At 68.0% G+C, this 17,910-nt stretch carries 15 protein-coding genes; 8 read left to right on the top strand and 7 right to left on the bottom strand.

Annotated elements, in window-relative coordinates; translation table 11 throughout:
* Positions 1-132 precede the first annotated feature (132 nt).
* The 3 genes from NRB20_RS00400 (at position 133) to NRB20_RS00390 (ending at position 3,910) form a co-directional block, all read left to right on the top strand.
* Positions 133-846, top strand: coding sequence for a GntR family transcriptional regulator (locus NRB20_RS00400; protein WP_194289673.1), 714 nt, complete (start codon positions 133-135; stop codon positions 844-846).
* 245 nt (positions 847-1,091) lie between these two features.
* On the top strand, positions 1,092-2,264 hold the full coding sequence (locus NRB20_RS00395) for an aminoglycoside phosphotransferase family protein (protein WP_153407188.1): 1,173 nt from the start codon (positions 1,092-1,094) through the stop codon (positions 2,262-2,264).
* A gap of 353 nt (positions 2,265-2,617) precedes the next feature.
* Positions 2,618-3,910, top strand: a complete 1,293-nt coding sequence (locus tag NRB20_RS00390; protein ID WP_227833088.1) for a cytochrome P450 — start codon at positions 2,618-2,620, stop codon at positions 3,908-3,910.
* 14 nt (positions 3,911-3,924) lie between these two features.
* Here NRB20_RS00390 and NRB20_RS00385 read toward each other — a convergent pair whose 3' ends face one another.
* The gene (locus NRB20_RS00385; RefSeq protein ID WP_194289712.1) at positions 3,925-4,371 is read right to left on the bottom strand and encodes a peroxiredoxin; all 447 of its coding nucleotides are present in this window, start codon (positions 4,369-4,371) and stop codon (positions 3,925-3,927) included.
* 263 nt (positions 4,372-4,634) lie between these two features.
* On the opposite strand from NRB20_RS00385, the gene NRB20_RS00380 reads away from it, so the two are divergent.
* Positions 4,635-7,466 carry a tetratricopeptide repeat protein gene (locus tag NRB20_RS00380; RefSeq protein ID WP_194289672.1) on the top strand — a complete coding sequence of 944 codons (2,832 nt, stop codon included), beginning with the start codon at positions 4,635-4,637 and terminating at the stop codon, positions 7,464-7,466.
* Positions 7,467-7,483: 17 nt separating this feature from the next.
* Here NRB20_RS00380 and prpB read toward each other — a convergent pair whose 3' ends face one another.
* Entirely contained in the window at positions 7,484-8,398 is a 915-nt protein-coding gene (gene prpB / locus NRB20_RS00375; RefSeq protein ID WP_153407184.1) for a methylisocitrate lyase, read from the bottom strand.
* A gap of 11 nt (positions 8,399-8,409) precedes the next feature.
* Positions 8,410-8,772 carry an ArsR/SmtB family transcription factor gene (locus NRB20_RS00370; protein ID WP_153407183.1) on the bottom strand — a complete coding sequence of 121 codons (363 nt, stop codon included), beginning with the start codon at positions 8,770-8,772 and terminating at the stop codon, positions 8,410-8,412.
* Positions 8,773-8,869: 97 nt separating this feature from the next.
* Here NRB20_RS00370 and NRB20_RS00365 point away from each other — a divergent pair, with 97 nt between their 5' ends.
* Positions 8,870-10,831 (top strand): heavy metal translocating P-type ATPase, encoded by a 1,962-nt coding sequence (locus tag NRB20_RS00365; protein ID WP_319944259.1) that lies wholly within the window; start codon positions 8,870-8,872, stop codon positions 10,829-10,831.
* 30 nt (positions 10,832-10,861) lie between these two features.
* Here NRB20_RS00365 and NRB20_RS00360 read toward each other — a convergent pair whose 3' ends face one another.
* A complete protein-coding gene (locus tag NRB20_RS00360) occupies positions 10,862-11,917 on the bottom strand; it encodes an LLM class flavin-dependent oxidoreductase (RefSeq protein WP_153407182.1) in 1,056 nt (351 codons plus the stop codon).
* Positions 11,918-12,300: 383 nt separating this feature from the next.
* On the opposite strand from NRB20_RS00360, the gene NRB20_RS00355 reads away from it, so the two are divergent.
* Positions 12,301-13,893, top strand: a complete 1,593-nt coding sequence (locus tag NRB20_RS00355) for an FAD-dependent oxidoreductase (protein WP_153407181.1) — start codon at positions 12,301-12,303, stop codon at positions 13,891-13,893.
* Complete coding sequence (locus NRB20_RS00350; protein WP_153407180.1) at positions 13,893-14,228, top strand: 4Fe-4S binding protein; 336 nt, start codon at positions 13,893-13,895, stop codon at positions 14,226-14,228. Before NRB20_RS00355 ends, NRB20_RS00350 begins: the two co-directional genes overlap by 1 nt.
* A gap of 70 nt (positions 14,229-14,298) precedes the next feature.
* On the opposite strand, the gene NRB20_RS00345 is transcribed toward NRB20_RS00350, so the two are convergent.
* Positions 14,299-14,802, bottom strand: coding sequence for a thioesterase family protein (locus NRB20_RS00345; RefSeq protein ID WP_153407179.1), 504 nt, complete (start codon positions 14,800-14,802; stop codon positions 14,299-14,301).
* A gap of 478 nt (positions 14,803-15,280) precedes the next feature.
* A complete protein-coding gene (locus tag NRB20_RS00340; protein WP_153407178.1) occupies positions 15,281-16,138 on the bottom strand; it encodes an SCO6745 family protein in 858 nt (285 codons plus the stop codon).
* Between the two features lie 374 nt (positions 16,139-16,512).
* Between NRB20_RS00340 and NRB20_RS00335 the strand changes: the two genes are divergently transcribed.
* Positions 16,513-17,055, top strand: a complete 543-nt coding sequence (locus tag NRB20_RS00335; protein WP_153407177.1) for a hypothetical protein — start codon at positions 16,513-16,515, stop codon at positions 17,053-17,055.
* 48 nt (positions 17,056-17,103) lie between these two features.
* Here the strand turns inward: NRB20_RS00335 and NRB20_RS00330 are convergent, their stop codons facing one another.
* The gene (locus NRB20_RS00330) at positions 17,104-17,775 is read right to left on the bottom strand and encodes a class I SAM-dependent DNA methyltransferase (protein ID WP_153407176.1); all 672 of its coding nucleotides are present in this window, start codon (positions 17,773-17,775) and stop codon (positions 17,104-17,106) included.
* Positions 17,776-17,910 lie beyond the last annotated feature (135 nt).

The following is a 17,910-nucleotide window of genomic DNA, read 5'->3' as shown; positions in this document are numbered from 1 at the left end:
CCGATATTCTGGGAATTGCGAATAGTCGAAGTCAATGAATTGCGACGTATACTTCGGCAGGTATACGAAGCCGGAAACATGCCCGAAACACGAACGGCGCGAACACTTAGCATTCCGGTGTTAACAAGGGATATGGAGTTTTCCGCAGCAGTCGTTCCCGGTCACGCGCCGCTTCCGGCGGTGTCGCCCGGGCTGCGCGGCGCGCTGCATCGATGCGGTCCCGGGACGCCGCCGCTGCGCGCCCGGGTGCGGGATGTGTTGCGGGAGTGGATCGTCGAGGGTCGGCTCGCGCCCGGGATGCGGCTGTACGAGCAGGATGTCGCTGCGGCACTGGGGATTTCGCGGGTGCCGATCCGGGAGGCGGTGCGACTGCTGGAGTCGGAGGGGTATGTCGAGGTGCGCGGGCGGCAGGTCCGGGTGCGGTCGCTGGATCCGGTCTCGGTGGCGCATCTGTTCGACGTCTGCGAGACCCTCGAGGCATTGGCCGCGCGACAGGCGGCGCGGTCGATCACCCCGGCCGGTGCGCGGCGGCTGCGCGAACTGCTCGAGATCGGCCGCGCCGGGCTGGCCGGTGGCGGTCGTCCGGTCTCCGACGGCGTGAATATGTCGCTGCACGAGGAGATTTCCCGCCTGGCGGCCAACGAGGTCCTCGACGGGGTGCTGGCACCACTGCGCGGGCGGGTGCAGTGCCTGCTGCGGCACAGCGACGACGGGCACCGGATCTTCGACGAACACGCCGCGATCACCGAGGCCGTGGCGACCGGTGACGCCGAACGTGCCGCCGAACTGGCCGCCCGGCACATGCGGGCCACCGGACAGGAAATTCTCGCGAATCTGCCCGGCTGAACGCACCCGCCGGAGCTGGGCACGCGAGTTCCGCTGTTCGGGAACGAGATTCGAATATCCGGGATCGTTGGAACCGATCCGTCAAGAGGTCGCCAGTACTGGGAAATTTCTGCATCGACGCTGAATGCAGGGCAATTTCCTTGGAGGGCAACCAATTCCGACCGGCTACGGTACTGTCTGCGGTCGTCGGCCGTGGGTCGACGGGGTGTGTCGGTGATGTCGTAGTTCGGAATCGAGGCGAGCACATGAACCACAAACTCTGGTTGCTGGGGCGGTCGGTCACGGTCGGTGCGCATATGGCGGGCGAGGCGGTCACGCGGCCGAAAGCCCGAGCGCTGCACGATGTTCCGGTATCGGGCGAATCGGTCACCCCCGACTGGCTGACCGCAGTGCTGTGCCGCGACGTCCCCGGCGCGCGGGTGCTGTCCTTCGAGAATTCGAACGGCAGCCGCGGCACGTCCACGCGCGTGGCGATCCGGGTCGAATACAACGACGCGGGTATCGAGGCGGGCCTGCCGCGCGAGTTGTTCGCCAAGACGACCACCGCGTTCAGTCAGCGCATCCTGCTCGGCGGCGGCAAGATGATCGACGGCGAGACCCGCTTCTTCAAGGATTTCCGGCCGCGCGTGGAGATGGAAGCCCCGATCGGGTATTGGGGCGCCTCCGACGCCGCGTCCTGGCGTTCGATCGCGCTGATGGAGGATATCGCCGCGACCCGGGGCGCGGTGTTCAGCGAACCGACCGCGCCGATCGGCCGCGAGCAGATCGAGGATCTGGTGCGCAATCTGGCCCGTCTGCACGGGACGTTCTGGGAGAACCCCGCGATCGAGGTGCTCAACACCCCGGCCTACATGCTCGACGCCTACCTGGCCGCGATCGATATGCGCAAACGCTGCGAGGTCGGTCTGGTCCGCGCGCAGGAGGTGGTGCCGGAGACCCTGCACGGGCAGGCGAACCGGCTGTGGGCCGGTGTCGAACGGGCCATCACCATCGCGACCGAGGACATCCCGCCGACGCTGCTGCACGGCGATCCGCACATCGGGCAGACCTACCGCACCCGCGAGGGCCGGATGGGCTACGTGGACTGGCAGGTGGTGATGCGCGGCGGCTGGGCGCACGACTTCGCCTACACCGTCAATTCCGGTTGCGAGCCCGACGATCGCCGCGCCTGGGATCGCGATCTGCTGCGGGCGTATCTGGCGGAGCTGGCCGCGGCCGGTGGTGCGGCGCCGGCGTTCGACGACGCCTGGCTGCTGTATCGTCAGCAGTCGATGTTCGCCTATGCCGCTTGGGCTTTCACGATCGGGCGGGCGGCGTATCAGCCGCGGATGCAGTCCAACGAGACCTGCCTGACGTTGCTGAAACGCATCACCACCGCGATCGACGATCACGACTCCCTGGGCGCGCTCGGCGTCTGAATCGTCCTGCGCGACCACGGCGGCGGCATCCGATCCCGGGGTGCCGCCGCTGTCGCTTTCGGGAAAGATCTTGTGTCCCTGCGCATATCGGCCATTCGGCACATTGGAGACAATCGGCCGACCTGGGCGGACGACTGCGGACGACGTCGTTACCTGCCCATTTGCTGATATGACACGACATTCCGGAAAAAGATTCCGGCAGGCCGGTTTTCATGCTTTTGCCAATGGTTGCGGAACCGGCTGTACCATCGATCGGTCGTTGCGAGGAATGTTCGACGATGATCACCGCAGCAGCGATTCGACACGGTGCAGTACTGCAGCAAATGTGTAAGCCGAAAAGTCTGGAGTCGTCTTTGAGTACGCCGCAGTCCCAGGTGGGTGCCCGATCATGTCCTGTCGCCCACAATCCGCTCACCCAGGGTTCGCCGATCGATACCGACGGCCCCCGGGTATCGCTGCACGCCCCGGAATTCGCCGCCGACCCGCACTCCGCGTATGCCGAGATGCGGCGACGGTATGGTTCGCTGGTCCCGGTCGAGCTGGCGCCGTCGGTCCCGGCGACGCTGGTGATCGGGTATCGCGCCGCGGTCCGGATCCTGAATGATCCCGAACGTTTTCCCGCCGACCCGCGCACCTGGCAGCGGACGGTGCCGCAGGACTCGCCGATCCTGCCGCTGCTGGAGTGGCGGCCGATGGCAAGTCGTTGTGCCGGAGCGGAATTCGACCGGTACCGGCGGGCGATCACCGCGGGTGTGCAGGCGGTGGATCTGTACGCGATGCACGACATCGTCGAGGAGATCGCGATTCCGCTGATCAACGGCTTCTGCGAGAGCGGGCGCGCGGAGTTGATCAGTCAGTACGTGTATCCGCTGGTGTTCGAGGTGGTCAACGCGATGCTGGGCTGCCCTGCGGAGATCGGTCAGCAGGTCGCCGCCGGTACCGCGGCCATGCTCGAGGGCGTGGACGCGGACAAGGGCAGCCAGATGCTCGCCGAGGCATTGATGAATCTGGTGATGCTCAAGAGAGCCTCGCCGGGTAAGGACATCACCTCGGTGCTCCAGCAACACCCGGCCGCCCTGAGCGATGAGGAAGTGTCACACCATGTTTCGGAGTTGTACGGGACCGGGATCGAGTTCGAGCTGAACTTCATCGCCAACAGTCTGCTGCTGGTGCTGGCCGACGATCGTTTCGGCGGCAGCGTGCTGGGCGGGAACCTGTCCTCCCGCGACGCGCTGGACGAGGTGCTGTTCAACGACCCGCCGCTGGCGAACCTCCTGGTCAGCTACCCGCGTCAGCCGATCCTCATCGACGACGTGTGGCTGCCCGCGCACCAACCGGTGGTGATCAGCATGGCCGGGTGCAACAACGACCCGGTGATCCGCGGCACCGAACTCACCGGCAACCGCTCCCATCTGGCCTGGGGTATCGGCCCGCACGCCTGCCCGGCCCAGTCGCTGGCCTATCTGATCGCGCAGGACGCCATCGACCAACTCCTGGACGCCCTGCCCGAGATCCGCTACGACACCAGTGCGGGCGAGCCGAGCTGGCGGCCCGGCCCGTTCCACCGCGCGCTGACCGCGCTGCCGGTGACCTTCCCGGCCACCCCGCAACTGAACGTCCGGAACGAACACAAGTTCATGTTCTGATCCGGACCGGCCGGCTATTTCGCCAGTGCCGCAAGGGCTTTGTCGGCGTGCACGTTCATATTGACCTCGCTGTGCACCGCCGCGAGGATCGTGCGGTCCGGGCCGATGACGAAGGTGGCGCGCTTGGCGGGCAGGCCGGGGATCAGGCGTTTGATGCCGAACTCCCGGGCGACGGCGCCGCCGATGTCGGCCAGCAGCGGATAGCCGAGTTTGTGCGCGTCGTCGAAACGCTTCTGCTTGGCCACGTCGTCGGCGCTGATACCCAGGATGGTCGCCCCGCGCTCGGCGAATTCACCGACGATATCGCGGAAATGGCATGCCTCGCGGGTGCAGCCGGGGCTGAGCGCGGCCGGATAGAAGAACAGCACGACCGGTCCCTGCTCCAGCGCGGTGGCCAGGCGCACGGTCGCACCGTGCTGATCGGAAAGTTCGAATTCGGGCGCGGTGTCGCCTGTTTGCAACATCGTTTCTCCTGAAGGGCGGGATGGGTTCCGGAACGCGGCGAGTGCGGTCCGGAAGTCTTTCCGGACCGGAATTTACAGTGTCAGGATCGGACGGGATCGGGCCGGTACGCGGGTACGCTGGCCGAGTGGCGGTGCGAGGCTCCTCTGAGAACAATGAATTATCTTCCGCGCGTGAACAATTCGCTCAGCGACTGACCGAATTGTTCACTGCCGCAGGATCTCCCACGCTCGACCAGGTCGCTTCGGCCACCAGGGCCCGGATGCGTGCGGCCGGTCACCCCGGTGATCGGGAGCGGATCTCGTTGCAGCGCATCAGCGATTGGCGTGCGGGCCGGAACGTACCGGCCAGATTTGAATCCTTCGTGCCGGTGCTGGTGACCCTGGTGTCGATCGCCGACCGGCGCGGTCCCGTACCGCCGGACCTGCGCGATCGTGCCGTCTGGCGGCGATCGTGGCAGGCGGCCAGGATCGAAGCGGGGTCCGCCGAGCCGCCGCGGCGCGGGGCGAACCGGGAGGTGGCCCCGGAACCCGCACGGCCGCACGTGATTTCGAGTCTGCGGCGAGATCTGCCGACGTTCATCGGCCGCGATGCCGAACTCCGCGCACTCCTGGACGTCACCGATTCGGATCCGGCCGCACCGATCCGGCTGGTGACCGGGATGGCCGGGGTCGGCAAGACCGCGCTGGTCACCCGGGCCGCGCACCGGCTCGCCGAACGGTTTCCCGACGGCCGGTACTTCGTCGAACTGAACGCCCACATGCCCGGCCTGGCCGCGGCCGACCCGTTCGACGTGCTGGCCACGCTGCTCACCGATATCGGCATCGAACCCGGTCACATCCCACCGACCCTGGCCGGTCGCCGCGATCTGTGGCGGGACCGGATCGAGGGCAGGCGCATCCTGCTCGTCCTGGACGACGCGCTGGACCACGCGCAGGTGGAGCCGCTGCTCCCGGGCACTCCCGGCTGCCTGACCCTGATCACCGCCCGGCGTCGCATGGCCGAACTGGACGGGGCCGTCCCGCTGGAACTGGACACCCTCGAGACCGCCTGCGCGGAGGAATTGTTCTGCGCGCTGGGCCGACTCGCCCCGGCGGGCGCGGACGTCGCGGCGGTGGCCCGGATCGTGCGGCTCTGCGGAAATCTGCCGCTGGCGATCGTGCTGCTGGGCGCTCGGCTGCTGCATCACCCGGCGTGGACGGTTGCCGGTCTCGCACAAGAACTTTCGTCCTGTCACGATCGGCTCGCCGAACTCGAGGCCGGACAGCGCGCGGTGCGTGCCGCCTTCACGACCTCGTACCAGGCCCTGCGGCCCGAGCAGCAGCGGCTGTTCCGCAGACTCGGCCTGCATCCCGGTCCGGACGTGGACGCGCACGCCGCGGCCGCGCTGCACGAGATCCCGGTCGCCGAGGCGCGCCGCGGCCTGGACATCCTCTACATGAACCATCTGATCGAGGAGACCGCGCCCGGCCGCTACCGCTCGCACAGCCTGGTGGGCGAATTCGCGCGGTCGCTGGCGGGGGAGGACCCGCGGGCCGATCGGCACCGGGCGGTGGATCGGCTGCTCGGGTACTACGCGCTCGCCGCCTACACGAGCTGGCGGCCGGGTCTGGCGCGCGACCCCGGAACCGACGACGGGACACTCGACAGGCCCGCGCTGTCCACCCAGTCCGACGCGCTGGCGTGGATCCGCGCCGAACGCCCGAATATCCTGGCCTGCTTGGAATTCGCGGCCTCCCGGAACCAGGTCGGGCACGTGGTCGCGCTGACCGCGGCGCTGGCGGTGGAGGTGCGACTGCACGGGCCGTGGCAGGTGGCGGTGTTCGCCCGGCGCGGCTCGGCCGCCGCACCCGCGACCGGCGGTTCGATCGCCGAGGCATTGGCGTTCAAGGATCTGGGCCCGGCCGGATACCTGCCGGACGGACACGCGATCGCCGCCGATTTGCTGCGTCGGCAACTGAACCGCGACACCGATATCGCGCCGCCGCTGCGCACCGCTGCCGCGCGCACCCTGGTGCTGGCCTATGTGCTCGCGGGTGACCCGCGCGCGGCGGTGACCGTGCAGGAGTGGATCTGCGATCGGTATCGCGAGGCGGGGGATCTGGCGCGGGAGGGGGTCGCGGTCGGGATATCCGGTTGGCTGCATCATCTGTGCGGCGACGAGGACGTCGCGATCGATCTGCTGCACCGGGCGCTGGCCATCACCGAATTGCACGGCAAGGGGCGGCGTGCGGCGGATATTCGATGCAGCCTGGCCTGGGTGTATTGCGTGCGCGCCGAATACCGGGCGGCCACCGAGCAGTTCCGGCAGGCGCGGGCGATCTACCGCGCGCGTGGACGGCGTGCGCAGGAGGCGTTCGCGCTCGCCGCCGAAGCCTGGACGGCGTTTCTGATGGGCGAGTGGAGTCGCGCGCGGTCGCTCGGGCTGCGATCGGTGACGATCTATCAGGAACTGGGCGATCTGTCCGCGCAGGCCGTCGGCGGCAACGCCATGGGGCTGATCAGTTTGCTGACCGGTGACTACGCGGTCGCACTCGCACAGTTCCGGCAGGCGCGGGCGTTGTACGAGAGCGCCGGGAATCCGTTCGGAATCTCTTCCGCGCTCAATTATCTCGGGCGGGCGCACGCGTGTCTGGGAGACTGGTCGACCGCCGAGACGCTGCTGCGGCGGGCATTGGGGATCTGTACGGACATCGGCAATCGGGTGGGGCTGGCCGAGGCGAAGGGCAACCTCGGTTGGGTCGAGCATCTGCGGGGGCGGCAGGAGAGTGCGGCCGAGCTGCTGGGTGAGTCGTTGGCGGTCTTCCGGGCCATCTCCTACGGGCCGGGGGAGACCGAGACTCACAATCGGATGGGCTTCGTTGCTCTGGCGGTCGGTGATATCGCTTGCGCGAGAGCGTCATTCGATGCGGCGCTGGTTTCGGCGTGTCGGTTGCACGACCGGATCGAGGAGGCTCGCGCGTTGGAGGGCACCGCGCGTTGTCTCGCGCGTGACGGTGATGTGGGCGCGGCGCGGGCGATGCTGGACGAGGCGCTGTCCAGCTATGCGCGATTGGGTGCGGCCGAGGCGCGATCGGTGTCGCGGGAGCTGTGAGAGTCCGCCGCGCGGAGTCACTGATCCTTCGGCCGCGTGAAATTGGCTATGCCGGAATCGAATTCGCCGTAGCGTTCGTATTGCAGGAGTTCGTAGAGCCTGTCGGTCGGCTGCATGCGGTCCAGCAGGTCCGATTGTGTTCCCCGCGTGAAGATTTCGCGCAGACCGGCCTCGGCGGCGTGCATGGCCAGTCGCAGGGTGGACAGCGGGTAGATGACGGCGTTGTAGCCGATCTGCTCGAGCGTGCGGGCCGAGATCAGTTCGGACTTACCGAATTCGTTCATATTGGCCAGCAGCGGTGTCGCGACGGATTCGCGGACCTTCTCGAAATCGGCTGTGGCGGTGAGTGCTTCGACGAAGATGAGGTCCGCACCGGCCTCGGCGTAGGCTCGCGCGCGGTCGATCGCCGCATCGATGCCCTCGATATTCGCGGCGTCGGTGCGGGCGCAGATCACGAAGTTCGGATCCCGTCGCGCCGAGACCGCCGCGCGCAGTCGCCGCACCATGTCCGCGGTCGGCACCACGGCTTTGCCGTCCAGGTGGCCGCAGCGTTTCGGGTTGACCTGGTCCTCGAGGTGACAGCCCGCGATTCCGGCGTCCTCGAGGACGGTCACGGTGCGCGCGGCGTTCATCGGCTCACCGAATCCGGTGTCGGCGTCGATGAGGGACGGCAGGTCGGTGACCCGCGCGATCTGCTGACCGCGCCCGGCCACCTCGCTCAACGTGGTCAGGCCGATATCGGGCAGCCCCAGATCGGCCGCGAGCATCGCCCCGGAGATGTGCACTCCTTCGAAGCCGATCTCCTGAATCAGCTTGGCCACCAAGGGATTGAACGTTCCGGGGAAGCGCTGGATCCGGCCCGAGGCGAGTCCGGCGCGGAACGCGGCGCGCTTGTCGGCCGCGGAGGTGTCGGCGGCGAGTAGTCCGGTCATGCGAACAGGCTTCAACCCGCCGTTTCGGGGCGGTCGCTCAGGCCGAGGCGCAGATGCTCGCTGTGGTAGACCGCCTCGTCGAGCAGTTGGGCGACGTGGTTGTCGTAGAGGCTGTAGATGATGCTGCGGCCCGCGCGGGTGCCGACGACCAGGCCGAGGTTGCGCAGCAGGCGGAGCTGATGGGAGACCGCGGACTGTTCCATGCCGACCGACTCGGCGAGTTCGGTCACCGGAAGTGGGCCTTGGCGCAGCTGGGTGAGGATCAACAGGCGGCTGGGGGTCGCCAGCGCCTGGAGGGTGTTGGCCACGTGAGCTGCGGCGTCGGCGTCCAGGCGCGTCACCGGCCGGTCGCGTCCCTCGACTCCGTGTCCCATGTCGAGGCAGTTTACCCGGCGCAGGAGACATGAAGACGTCTTCATGTTTTCTGTTATTGTGGGCTCGGTTGGCAGTATCCGTTCCTGGAGGTGATCCGTGGCCACACCGACTCTTGCCCCGCAGCGCGCGACCCCGGCCGAGGTCCGCGTGCCGGTGCGGCGCACGAGGCTGTTCGCCCTGCCGGAGATGCGTTGGGCCGCAGCGGCATCGGCGCTGTTCCTGGTGGGTCTGGCGGCGCAGTTGGCGGGCGCGCCCGCGTGGTCGTGGTGGGTGCTGTACCTGGCCTGTTACGCTGCGGGCGGCTGGGAACCCGGGCTCGCCGGGCTGCAAGCGCTGCGCGAGAAAACCCTGGACGTGGACCTGCTGATGGTGGTCGCCGCGATCGGGGCGGCCGGGATCGGCCAGATCACCGACGGTGCGCTGTTGATCGTCATCTTCGCCACCTCCGGCGCGCTCGAGGCCCTGGCGACCGCGCGCACCGAGGACTCCGTGCGCGGACTGCTGGATCTCGCGCCCGAAACCGCGACCCGCGTCGGCTCCGACGGCGACGAGGACACGGTGGCGGTGGCGGATCTCGAGGTCGGCGATGTGCTGCTGGTGCGTCCGGGCGAGCGCATCGCGGCCGATGCCACCGTGATCGGCGGTGGCAGCGAGGTCGATCAGGCCACCATCACCGGGGAACCGCTGCCGGTGGACAAGACTACCGGTGACGAGGTATTCGCCGGAACCCTCAATGGCACAGGCACTTTGCGTATCCGGGTGGATCGGCGCGCGCAGGATTCGGTGGTCGCGCGGATCGCCGCCCTGGTCGATCAGGCCGCCGGGACCAAGGCGCGCACCCAGCTGTTCATCGAGAAGGTCGAGCAGCGGTATTCGCTCGGCATGGTCGCGGTGACCATCGCGGTGTTCGTGATTCCTTTGCTCGCAGGAGATTCCGTGCAGCGGGCGCTGCTGCGCGCGATGACGTTCATGATCGTCGCGTCCCCGTGCGCGGTGGTGCTGGCGACCATGCCGCCGCTGCTGGCCGCGATCGCCAATGCCGGGCGGCACGGTGTGCTGGCCAAATCGGCGGTGGTGATGGAACAACTCGGCAGTGTGGACCGGGTGGTGTTCGACAAGACCGGCACGCTCACCCGAGGCACTCCCGAATTGGCCGAAATCCACAGTGTGGAAACGGCTTTCACCGATGCGGAGATACTGCGGCTGGCTGCGGCGGTCGAGCATCCCAGTGAGCACCCGCTCGCCGCGGCGGTTGTGCGTGCGGCTCGGGCGCGAGATCTGGAACTGCCCGCCGTGGACGAATTCACCGCCCATCCGGGTAAGGGAGTGTCGGCGCTGGTGCATGGGCAGCGGGTCGGCGTCGGGTCACCGGCGTCGCTGACCGCGGCGGGACTCGAGGTCGTCGCCGGTCCGGTGGCGCAGCTGCGGGCGCGCGGTTACACCGCCGTCGTGGTGACCCGCGATTCCCGGCCGATCGGTGTGCTCGGGATCAGCGATCAGCTCCGTGCCGAGGCCGAAGCCGCGGTGGCGGCCGTCGCGCGGGTGACCGGTTCTCCGGTGCTGTTGACCGGGGACAATGCCGCGACCGCCGAACGTCTGGCGCAACAGGTCGGCATCACCGACGTGCGCGCGGAACTGCTGCCGGAGGGCAAGGTCGAGGCCGTTCGCGCACTACAGGCCGACGGGGCGAGGATCGCCATGGTCGGCGACGGTATCAACGACGCTCCCGCCCTCGCCACCTCGGATGTCGGCATCGCGATGGGTGGCGCGGGTTCGGACCTCACCCTGCAAACCGCCGATGCCGTGGTGGTTCGGGACGATCTCACGACGGTCCCGGCGGTCATCGCGCTGTCCCGCCGGACGCGTCGCGTGGTGATCGCCAACCTGACCATCGCCGCCACCTTCATCGGCATTCTGGTCCTGTGGGATCTGTTCGGGACGCTGCCGCTGCCGCTCGGTGTGGCCGGACACGAGGGTTCCACCGTGATCGTGGGCCTCAACGGTTTGCGGTTGCTGCGGGAGGCGGCGTGGAAGCGGGCGGTGCGGACCGGTCGATAGATCCTGCGCGGGTGGAGTTTTCGCCTCGGGTCAGGCCAGGAGGGGGAGTAGCTGCTCGCCTTGACGTCGGAGTTCGCGCAGGTACGGGGTGTCGGACAGGACGAAGTGGGTGATGCCCAGATCCTGGTATCGGCGAAGGGATTTGGCGACGTCGTCGGGGGAGCCGACCAGCCAGGTGGTGCCCGCGCCACCGCCGCCGACGCGGCCGGGCGCGGTGTAGAGATTGTCGTCGAGGATCTCGCCGCGGGCCGCGAGATCGTAGAGGCGCTGTTGGCCGACGGCGGTCCTGCGTTGGGTATCCAGTTCCGCGCCGGTGCTTTTCGCCATCTCGGCCACGCGGGCTCGGGCGTCGGCCCAGGCCTGTTCGGTGGTGTCGCGCACGACGGTGGTCACGCGCAGGCCGAATTGCAGTGGTGGGAGTTCGCGGTCCCGCTTGCTGAGCTGCTGTAGCCGCTCGATGCGGTCGCGGATGTCGGCGAGCGGTTCACCCCAGAACAGTTGCACGTCAGCGACTTTCGCGGCGACCTGTGCGGCGGCGGGTGACGCGCCGCCGAAGTAGAGCGTCGGATGCGGCCTGCCCGCGCGCGCGGTGACTCGGGGCAGCACGGTGGAATCGGTGACGCGGTAATGCTTTCCGTGATGGGTGACGTTCTGCTCGGTCCACAATCGCCGCACCAGCCGGATGAACTCCTCGGTCCGTGCGTAACGGTCGGCCTGCTCCGGCTCGGTTTCGCCGTAGGCCGCCGCGTCGTCCGATCCCGAGACGATATTGATGCGGACCCGGCCGCCGGAGATCTGGTCGAGAGTCGCTGCGGCGGAGGCGAAATGAGCGGGTCGCCAATATCCGGGCCGGATCGCGACGAGCGGTTCGAACGTCCGGGTGCGCGCGGCCAGGGCGGTCGCGACGGTGAGCGTATCCGGCCGGCCCCATCCGGTGCCGACCAACGCTCCCCGCCAGCCGTACCGCTCCAACGCCTGCGCTTGGGTGGCGAGTGTATCGAGACTGTTGTGCTCGGCGCTGACCGGCTCGCCCCGGTGCCCCGGAATCGACTGATTCGGTACGTACCAAAGGAATTCGGCGCTCATCGGACGGTCCTGTCGGTGGTCGTGCCCTGCGGCGGATCGCGCCGCAGACCACGATCGGTGCGGATCTGTTCGGCGTGGCGAACATCGAAAGTATGCCCCGCGCCCGTGCCGGTCGATCCGGACGTGTTCCGCGCGCCGGACCGCCGAAATATGCGGTGAACTGTGCGGATTCGACCCCGGCGGAGATAAATTCCGGTCGATTCGAGAAATCGGCGCGGTGCGGTGGCCGCCGGTGCGCACAGAATCGCTGTGATCGTAAGGATTTCCTCGATACCGGCCGACATCGATGATGGGGATCGGTTCGACCGGCAGTGGCGCGACCTGCCCGCGTCCGGGCATTCCTGAATCGCGGCGAGCCGATGCGCACCGAAGGAGTGAGACAGATGAGCGATCCGGAGCAGATCCACACCGACGTGCTGGTGATCGGTGGGGGACCGGCGGCATGTTGGGCGGCGCTGGCGGCGCGCGCCTCCGGTGCGGAAGTCGTGCTGGTGGACAAGGGATACTGCGGGACCAGCGGCGCGACCGCACCGGCCGGAACCGGAGTCTGGTATGTCGCACCGGATCCGGCGGCGCGTGCGGCGGCGAAGGCGAGCCGGGAGGAACTCGGCGGATATCTGGCCGAACACCACTGGATGGATCGGGTGCTGGACCAGACCTACGAGAACATGGAGCGGCTGGCGCGTGAGGGGCGCTACCCGTTCCCGGTGGATCCGGCCACCGGACGCGAGATCCGCACCGGCGTACAGGGTCCGGAGTATATGCGGCGGATGCGAATCTGGGTGCGGCGGAGGGGAATTCGTATCCTCGATCACGCTCCGGCGCTGGAGTTGCTGGTGGATGCGGCCGGGACGGTGCGCGGTGCGGCCGGATATCTGTCGCGGGCCGATCGGGACTACCGGGTCGCCGCCGGTGCGGTCGTGCTGGCGACCGGCGGTTGCGCGTTCCTGTCCCGGGCGTTGGGCACCAATGTGGACACCGGTGACGGGGCGTTGATGGCGGCCGAGGTCGGGGCGCGTTTCTCGGGGATGGAGTTCTCCAACGCGTACGGGATCGCGGTGAAGGGGTCCACGATCACCAAGACCGCGTACTACGGCTATGCCACGTTCTTCCACGAGGACGGGCGGGTGCTCGAGGGCGCGGGCTCGGCGCGCGGGCGGTCGGTGATCGCCCGAACCCTGTTGCACGAACGGGTTTTCGCGCAGATCGATCGTGCCGACGAGGCGGTGCGGGCTCGAATGCGGTTGGGGCAGCCCAATTTCTTCCTTCAGTTCGACCGTCGCGGTATCGATCCGTTCACCCAGCGGTTCGAGGTGGATCTGCTCGCGGAAGGCACCGTGCGGGGGACCGGCGGTATCGATATCGTCGGCGATGATTGCGCGACAACGGTTCCCGGGTTGTATGCCGCCGGTGACGCGGCGACCCGCGAGCGGATCTGCGGTGGTTTCACCGGTGGTGGTAGTCACAATGCGGCGTGGGCGATGTCCTCGGGCACCTGGGCGGGCCGGGGTGCGGCCGGACACGCGCTGCGGAATCGTTCGCTCGTGGTCGGTGAGCTGCGTGGTGCCGGACGAACGGGATTGCGGCCCAGCGGATCCGGATCTGTCGAGGCCGCGGACATCCTGTCGGCAGCGCAGGACGAGCTGCTGCCGTTGGAGAAGAATTATCTGCGGGACGGCGTGAGGATCGAGCGTGCGGCCGATGCGCTGGATGCGGTGTGGCACACCGCTGCCGAAGCGCTGGCGGGGACGAGTGGTCCTGAACGGGTGCATGCCCGGCGCGCGGCCGCGATCACCGCAGTGGGGCGTCTGATGTATCGATCGGTTTTGGCGCGCACCGAATCTCGCGGCATGAGCAAACGTGCCGACTTCCCGGATCAGGATCCGGGACAGCATCATCACATCGTGAGTGGTGGACTCGGCACGGTGTGGACCGGTACCGATCGGCCGCATCCCGCGGTCGCGGCGGTGGCGTGATGATCGAACTCGTCCGGGCGGAGGTCTGCGTCTCCTGCGATGTCTGCATCCAGGTCTGCCCCACCGATGTCTTCGATGCCGGTCCCGGCGGAATCCCGCTCATCGCACGGCAATCCGACTGCCAGACCTGTTTCATGTGTGAGGCGTACTGTCCCGCGGACGCGCTCTACGTGGATCCCGAATCGACTCCTTTGCCGCCCGATCGCGCCGTCCCCGCCGAACATGTCGGGCGCTACCGCCGTGAGATCGGTTGGGGCCGTGGACGTCGCCCCGGCAGCTCCACCGCGATCGGCCCGGAACTGCCGAAGAGTTCGCCACCACGGTTGAGCCGGTGAGGGTCGCTGGCTTCGGCACTGCTCGGAGCCAGCGGTCGGCGGGATGAAAGCGACGGCAGGGCAGCGGAATTCACCGACGCAGCGCGATGGCTCCGCAGGTGGGCGCGGGCCAGTCCAGGGCGGCGGAGCGGGCGATGTGATCGTCCAGGCCGGTGGCGATGTCCTCGGGAATCGCGACGGAGCGGCGGACGGTGAAGTCGACGTGGACGAGCATGATCTCGAGCGTGTTCGACAACTGTTCGCGGGTGCGGTCGAGCAGGAACGTCATCAGGTGCACGGCCTTGTCGGTGCGGCCGAGGATGCGCGTGTGCACCGAGAACTTGTCGCCCTCGCGCAGTTCGCTGAGATACACCAGATGATGTTCGGCGGTGAACAGCGTCATCTGCCGCTGCGACCGGTAGGTCTGATCGACCCCGATCCGCTTCAGCACCGAATCCGCACCCACCGACCCCTGGTACAGGTAGTGCACGACGTTCATGTGACCGTTCATATCGATGAGGTCAGCGGTGACGGTCGCCTCGGTCGGATCCGGTATCGCGAGAACCTGGTCGTAGCTGGGTAGCGCAGTTGCCATGACTCCATGGTTGCCCACTGACCTCGACCGATCCGACACCGGGTGATCTTTCCGCCCGATCACCACCCCATAACCTTGTCCACCAACAAGAACAAGACGAACACCCCACCCACAACCACCAGCCCGTAATGCCCCGAACTCCGACTGTAGTCATAAACCGAGGCCCCGACGAGCACCGCCATCACAAGAAACAGAACCCGCTGCCGCATAGCCGACTCCCTCGAACCTTCCCCCAGCCTAGGAAGCCCGTCTTCCATTGCGCCACAGCACAATAACCGAGTGGCAGCACAGAGGCGACATCAGGGCAGCGCCAGCACGCCCTGGGATCTCCTGCCGGACAGTCGATTACACCCGCGTCGAGGCGATGCTGCTGGTTAGCTCGGTTGGTGACATGTACGAACCGTGTGAATCCGGCGGAAGCTCGTCCCGGTGCGCGGTTGGCTGTCCGACACCGGTGAATGCGTTGGCGCGCAGTGGTTCAGGTCTGTTTCGGCAGGCCCATGGGGTTGTTCTCGGCGAAGGCGTCGCTGGTGGTTATGGTTCGGGTGAGGGGGTGGACGAGGGTGGCCAGGTGGGCGGTTGCGGTGGGGCCCAGGGTGTTCCAAGGGTGCTGGGAGGCTTGGTCGGTTCGGGATTCGACCCAGGCGCGCAGGGCGTGGCCTTCGGGGGTGAGGGTGCCGGAGTCGTTCAGGAGGTTGCGGTCGCGGAGGCGGGTGGTTGCCGCGGTCCATTCCGGTTCGGTCCAACTGCGGGAGGTGCGGACGCGGTCGGCGGTGACCTTGCCGTCGGCGGCGAAGATGACCAGGGCCTCGCAGGGGTCCAGGCCGCCGGCCAGGAGTGCGGCGATGTGGGCGTCGCCGCGTGACTCGCGCAGGATCGTCTGGGCGTGCCAGAGAACCAGGTGAGGTTCGGTCGGCCAGTCCAGGGCGGCGTTGGCCGCGCCGAGCGGGCGTCCGGCGATGGGGGCGGCCAGTGCGGCCGTGCGAGCCAACTCGGCGGCTTCGGTGATACGGAGTGAATGGATCTCGTCGCCGAGGACGCGGTGCAGGATGCGCGAGACGCTTTCCGGACGGGCCCGCAGATAGTCGGCGGGGGAGGCCGCCTCCCAGGCGGCAGGGATGGCGTGGGCGACCTTGCGCGGGTGGAAGTTGTAGAACGTCGCGACGACCACCTCGGCGGGGACCGCGCCCAGTGGCGCGGCCCGGAGCGCGAAGTAGCTCATCCAGAAACCCTTGGCCCCCAACGCCTCACATGCCTGCTGGGATTCGTGCGCGAAGTAGGTGACCGCGTGATACGGCTCCAGCAGCTCCCACATGCGCCGCGCGGTTTCGTTCATCACTCCACGATAACGACCGCCGCCTCGGGCTCGCCATCTCCTCGGGCGGTAGGCGCACCGCACACGGGCCGTTCGGATGTGATTGCCGACACGGTTCTCCCGGGCAGGGACCGGGGGTGACGTGGTCTTTTGCCGATTGCCCACCGGGCCGTGAGCGCGTGAGCGTTCCATGATGTGGGATCGCCCGGTCAGGAGGCGGGAAGGGGTCGGTATTGTGGTTCGAGTCCGAAACCAAACGGTCCGCTGATGAGGCGTCATAGCAATGGACTCCTGTCTGGACAGGGCTACGAAGGCCGGTGTAGCCTCCTTCGCTATACCTGCCGGAAGTGTGGTCCACGGAGTGCACGGAGCCGGTCACCCTGCCAGAGAACGATATGTGTTATCAAAGTTCCGGGAGCCCGGCCGTATCGCGGGCGACCACCGCGACGATCGATCACGCAGACGTCGCCACCACACCGGTATCGGCCGGTGCGCAGGACGGCGCCGACGGCGGCCCGTTCGATTCGTTACCGGGTCCGGATATCGCCTGCTCGATTCGGCGGGATGATCTGAGCGTCATCGAGGCGCATCGCATCATGCAGCGGCATCGGGCGTGCGCGGGCACCGAGTGTGCGGCGCGGGCCGCGGCATTAGAGGTGCTGGTCGATTCGGGCCGCTACGTGTTGAGCACCTCGCGGCGGCATGTGCACATCGAATTCGGTTCGGTGGGGATCGGGCTGGACTACCAGTGCCCGCACGCGGTCGCGGAGGAATTCGCCGAACGTATGCGCACCCACCCCGACGCCTCGGTCACCATCGATCACGACCTGCATCCCGATCTGCCACCGCTGCCGTGCGCGGGGCTGTGGCCGGGAACAGGAGTCGACATGGACCAGACGCGGTCCGACCTCCCGGCCGCGGCCGTGGACTTCGGCTGAGCATCGACTCACGCGCGCTGATTTCGTTGATGCGCAGCTCGTTTCGGGCTACCTGGCAGCGCTCGACGGACGCCTGGCCCGGACATACAGTTCGACTTCGGGAACCGCGTCCGGCCCCTCGGGGGTATAGGAGACGGCCTCGAACTCCTCGATCACGAACCCCGCCCGCTCCACGACGGAACGCAGCTCCGCGCGCGGATAGCCGCTGACCCGCACATCGGCGGTGAGGAATCGGATCGGCGTGTCGTCCAGATCGGCCTCCACCATACTGACCAGAACGTACCCACCCGGCTCCACGGCATCGCGCAGAATCGACAGCGCCAGTGGGATTTCCGCGCGGGGCAGCATCAGCAGCGAGAAGAACGCGACGGCGGCGTCGAAGCCGGTCTCGGTGAAATCGACGATATCGCAGCAGCGGATGCTCGCCTCGGGAACCGCCGCCGCGGCCGCCGCGACCGTGGCGGGCGAGATATCGATGCCGACCACCTCGAGCCCGCCGTCGGCGAGCTGCCGCGCGGTCGGCACCCCGGTACCGCAACCGACGTCCAGCACCCGCGCCCCGGGGCGCAGCCGCTCGATCAACCCGGCGACCGCGCGATCCTGCTCGGGCCGGTGCGCGAACGCCGAGTCGTATTGCCGCACAAGCTGATCGAAAGCCGCGGCCTGTTCGGTGCGGCGTCGCGTCCGGTCCGCGCGCTGTGGTGAATCCGGCTGTCCCATGGTTCGCACCCTGCCCCTCGCCTGTGCCGACATCGCGACGATACCTGCGCGGACGATCTCGCGCGGGCCGATGCCCGAACGAGTTTCGGCCGGATGCGGCGCGGCAGCGGGCGAACCTCTGAATTGGTGTGTTAC

The sequence above is a fragment of the Nocardia macrotermitis genome (genome assembly GCF_009604405.1).
GTDB lineage: Bacteria > Actinomycetota > Actinomycetes > Mycobacteriales > Mycobacteriaceae > Nocardia > Nocardia macrotermitis.
The sequence above is the reverse complement of the archived record's forward strand: the minus strand, read 5'-3'. Positions and strand labels throughout refer to the sequence as shown.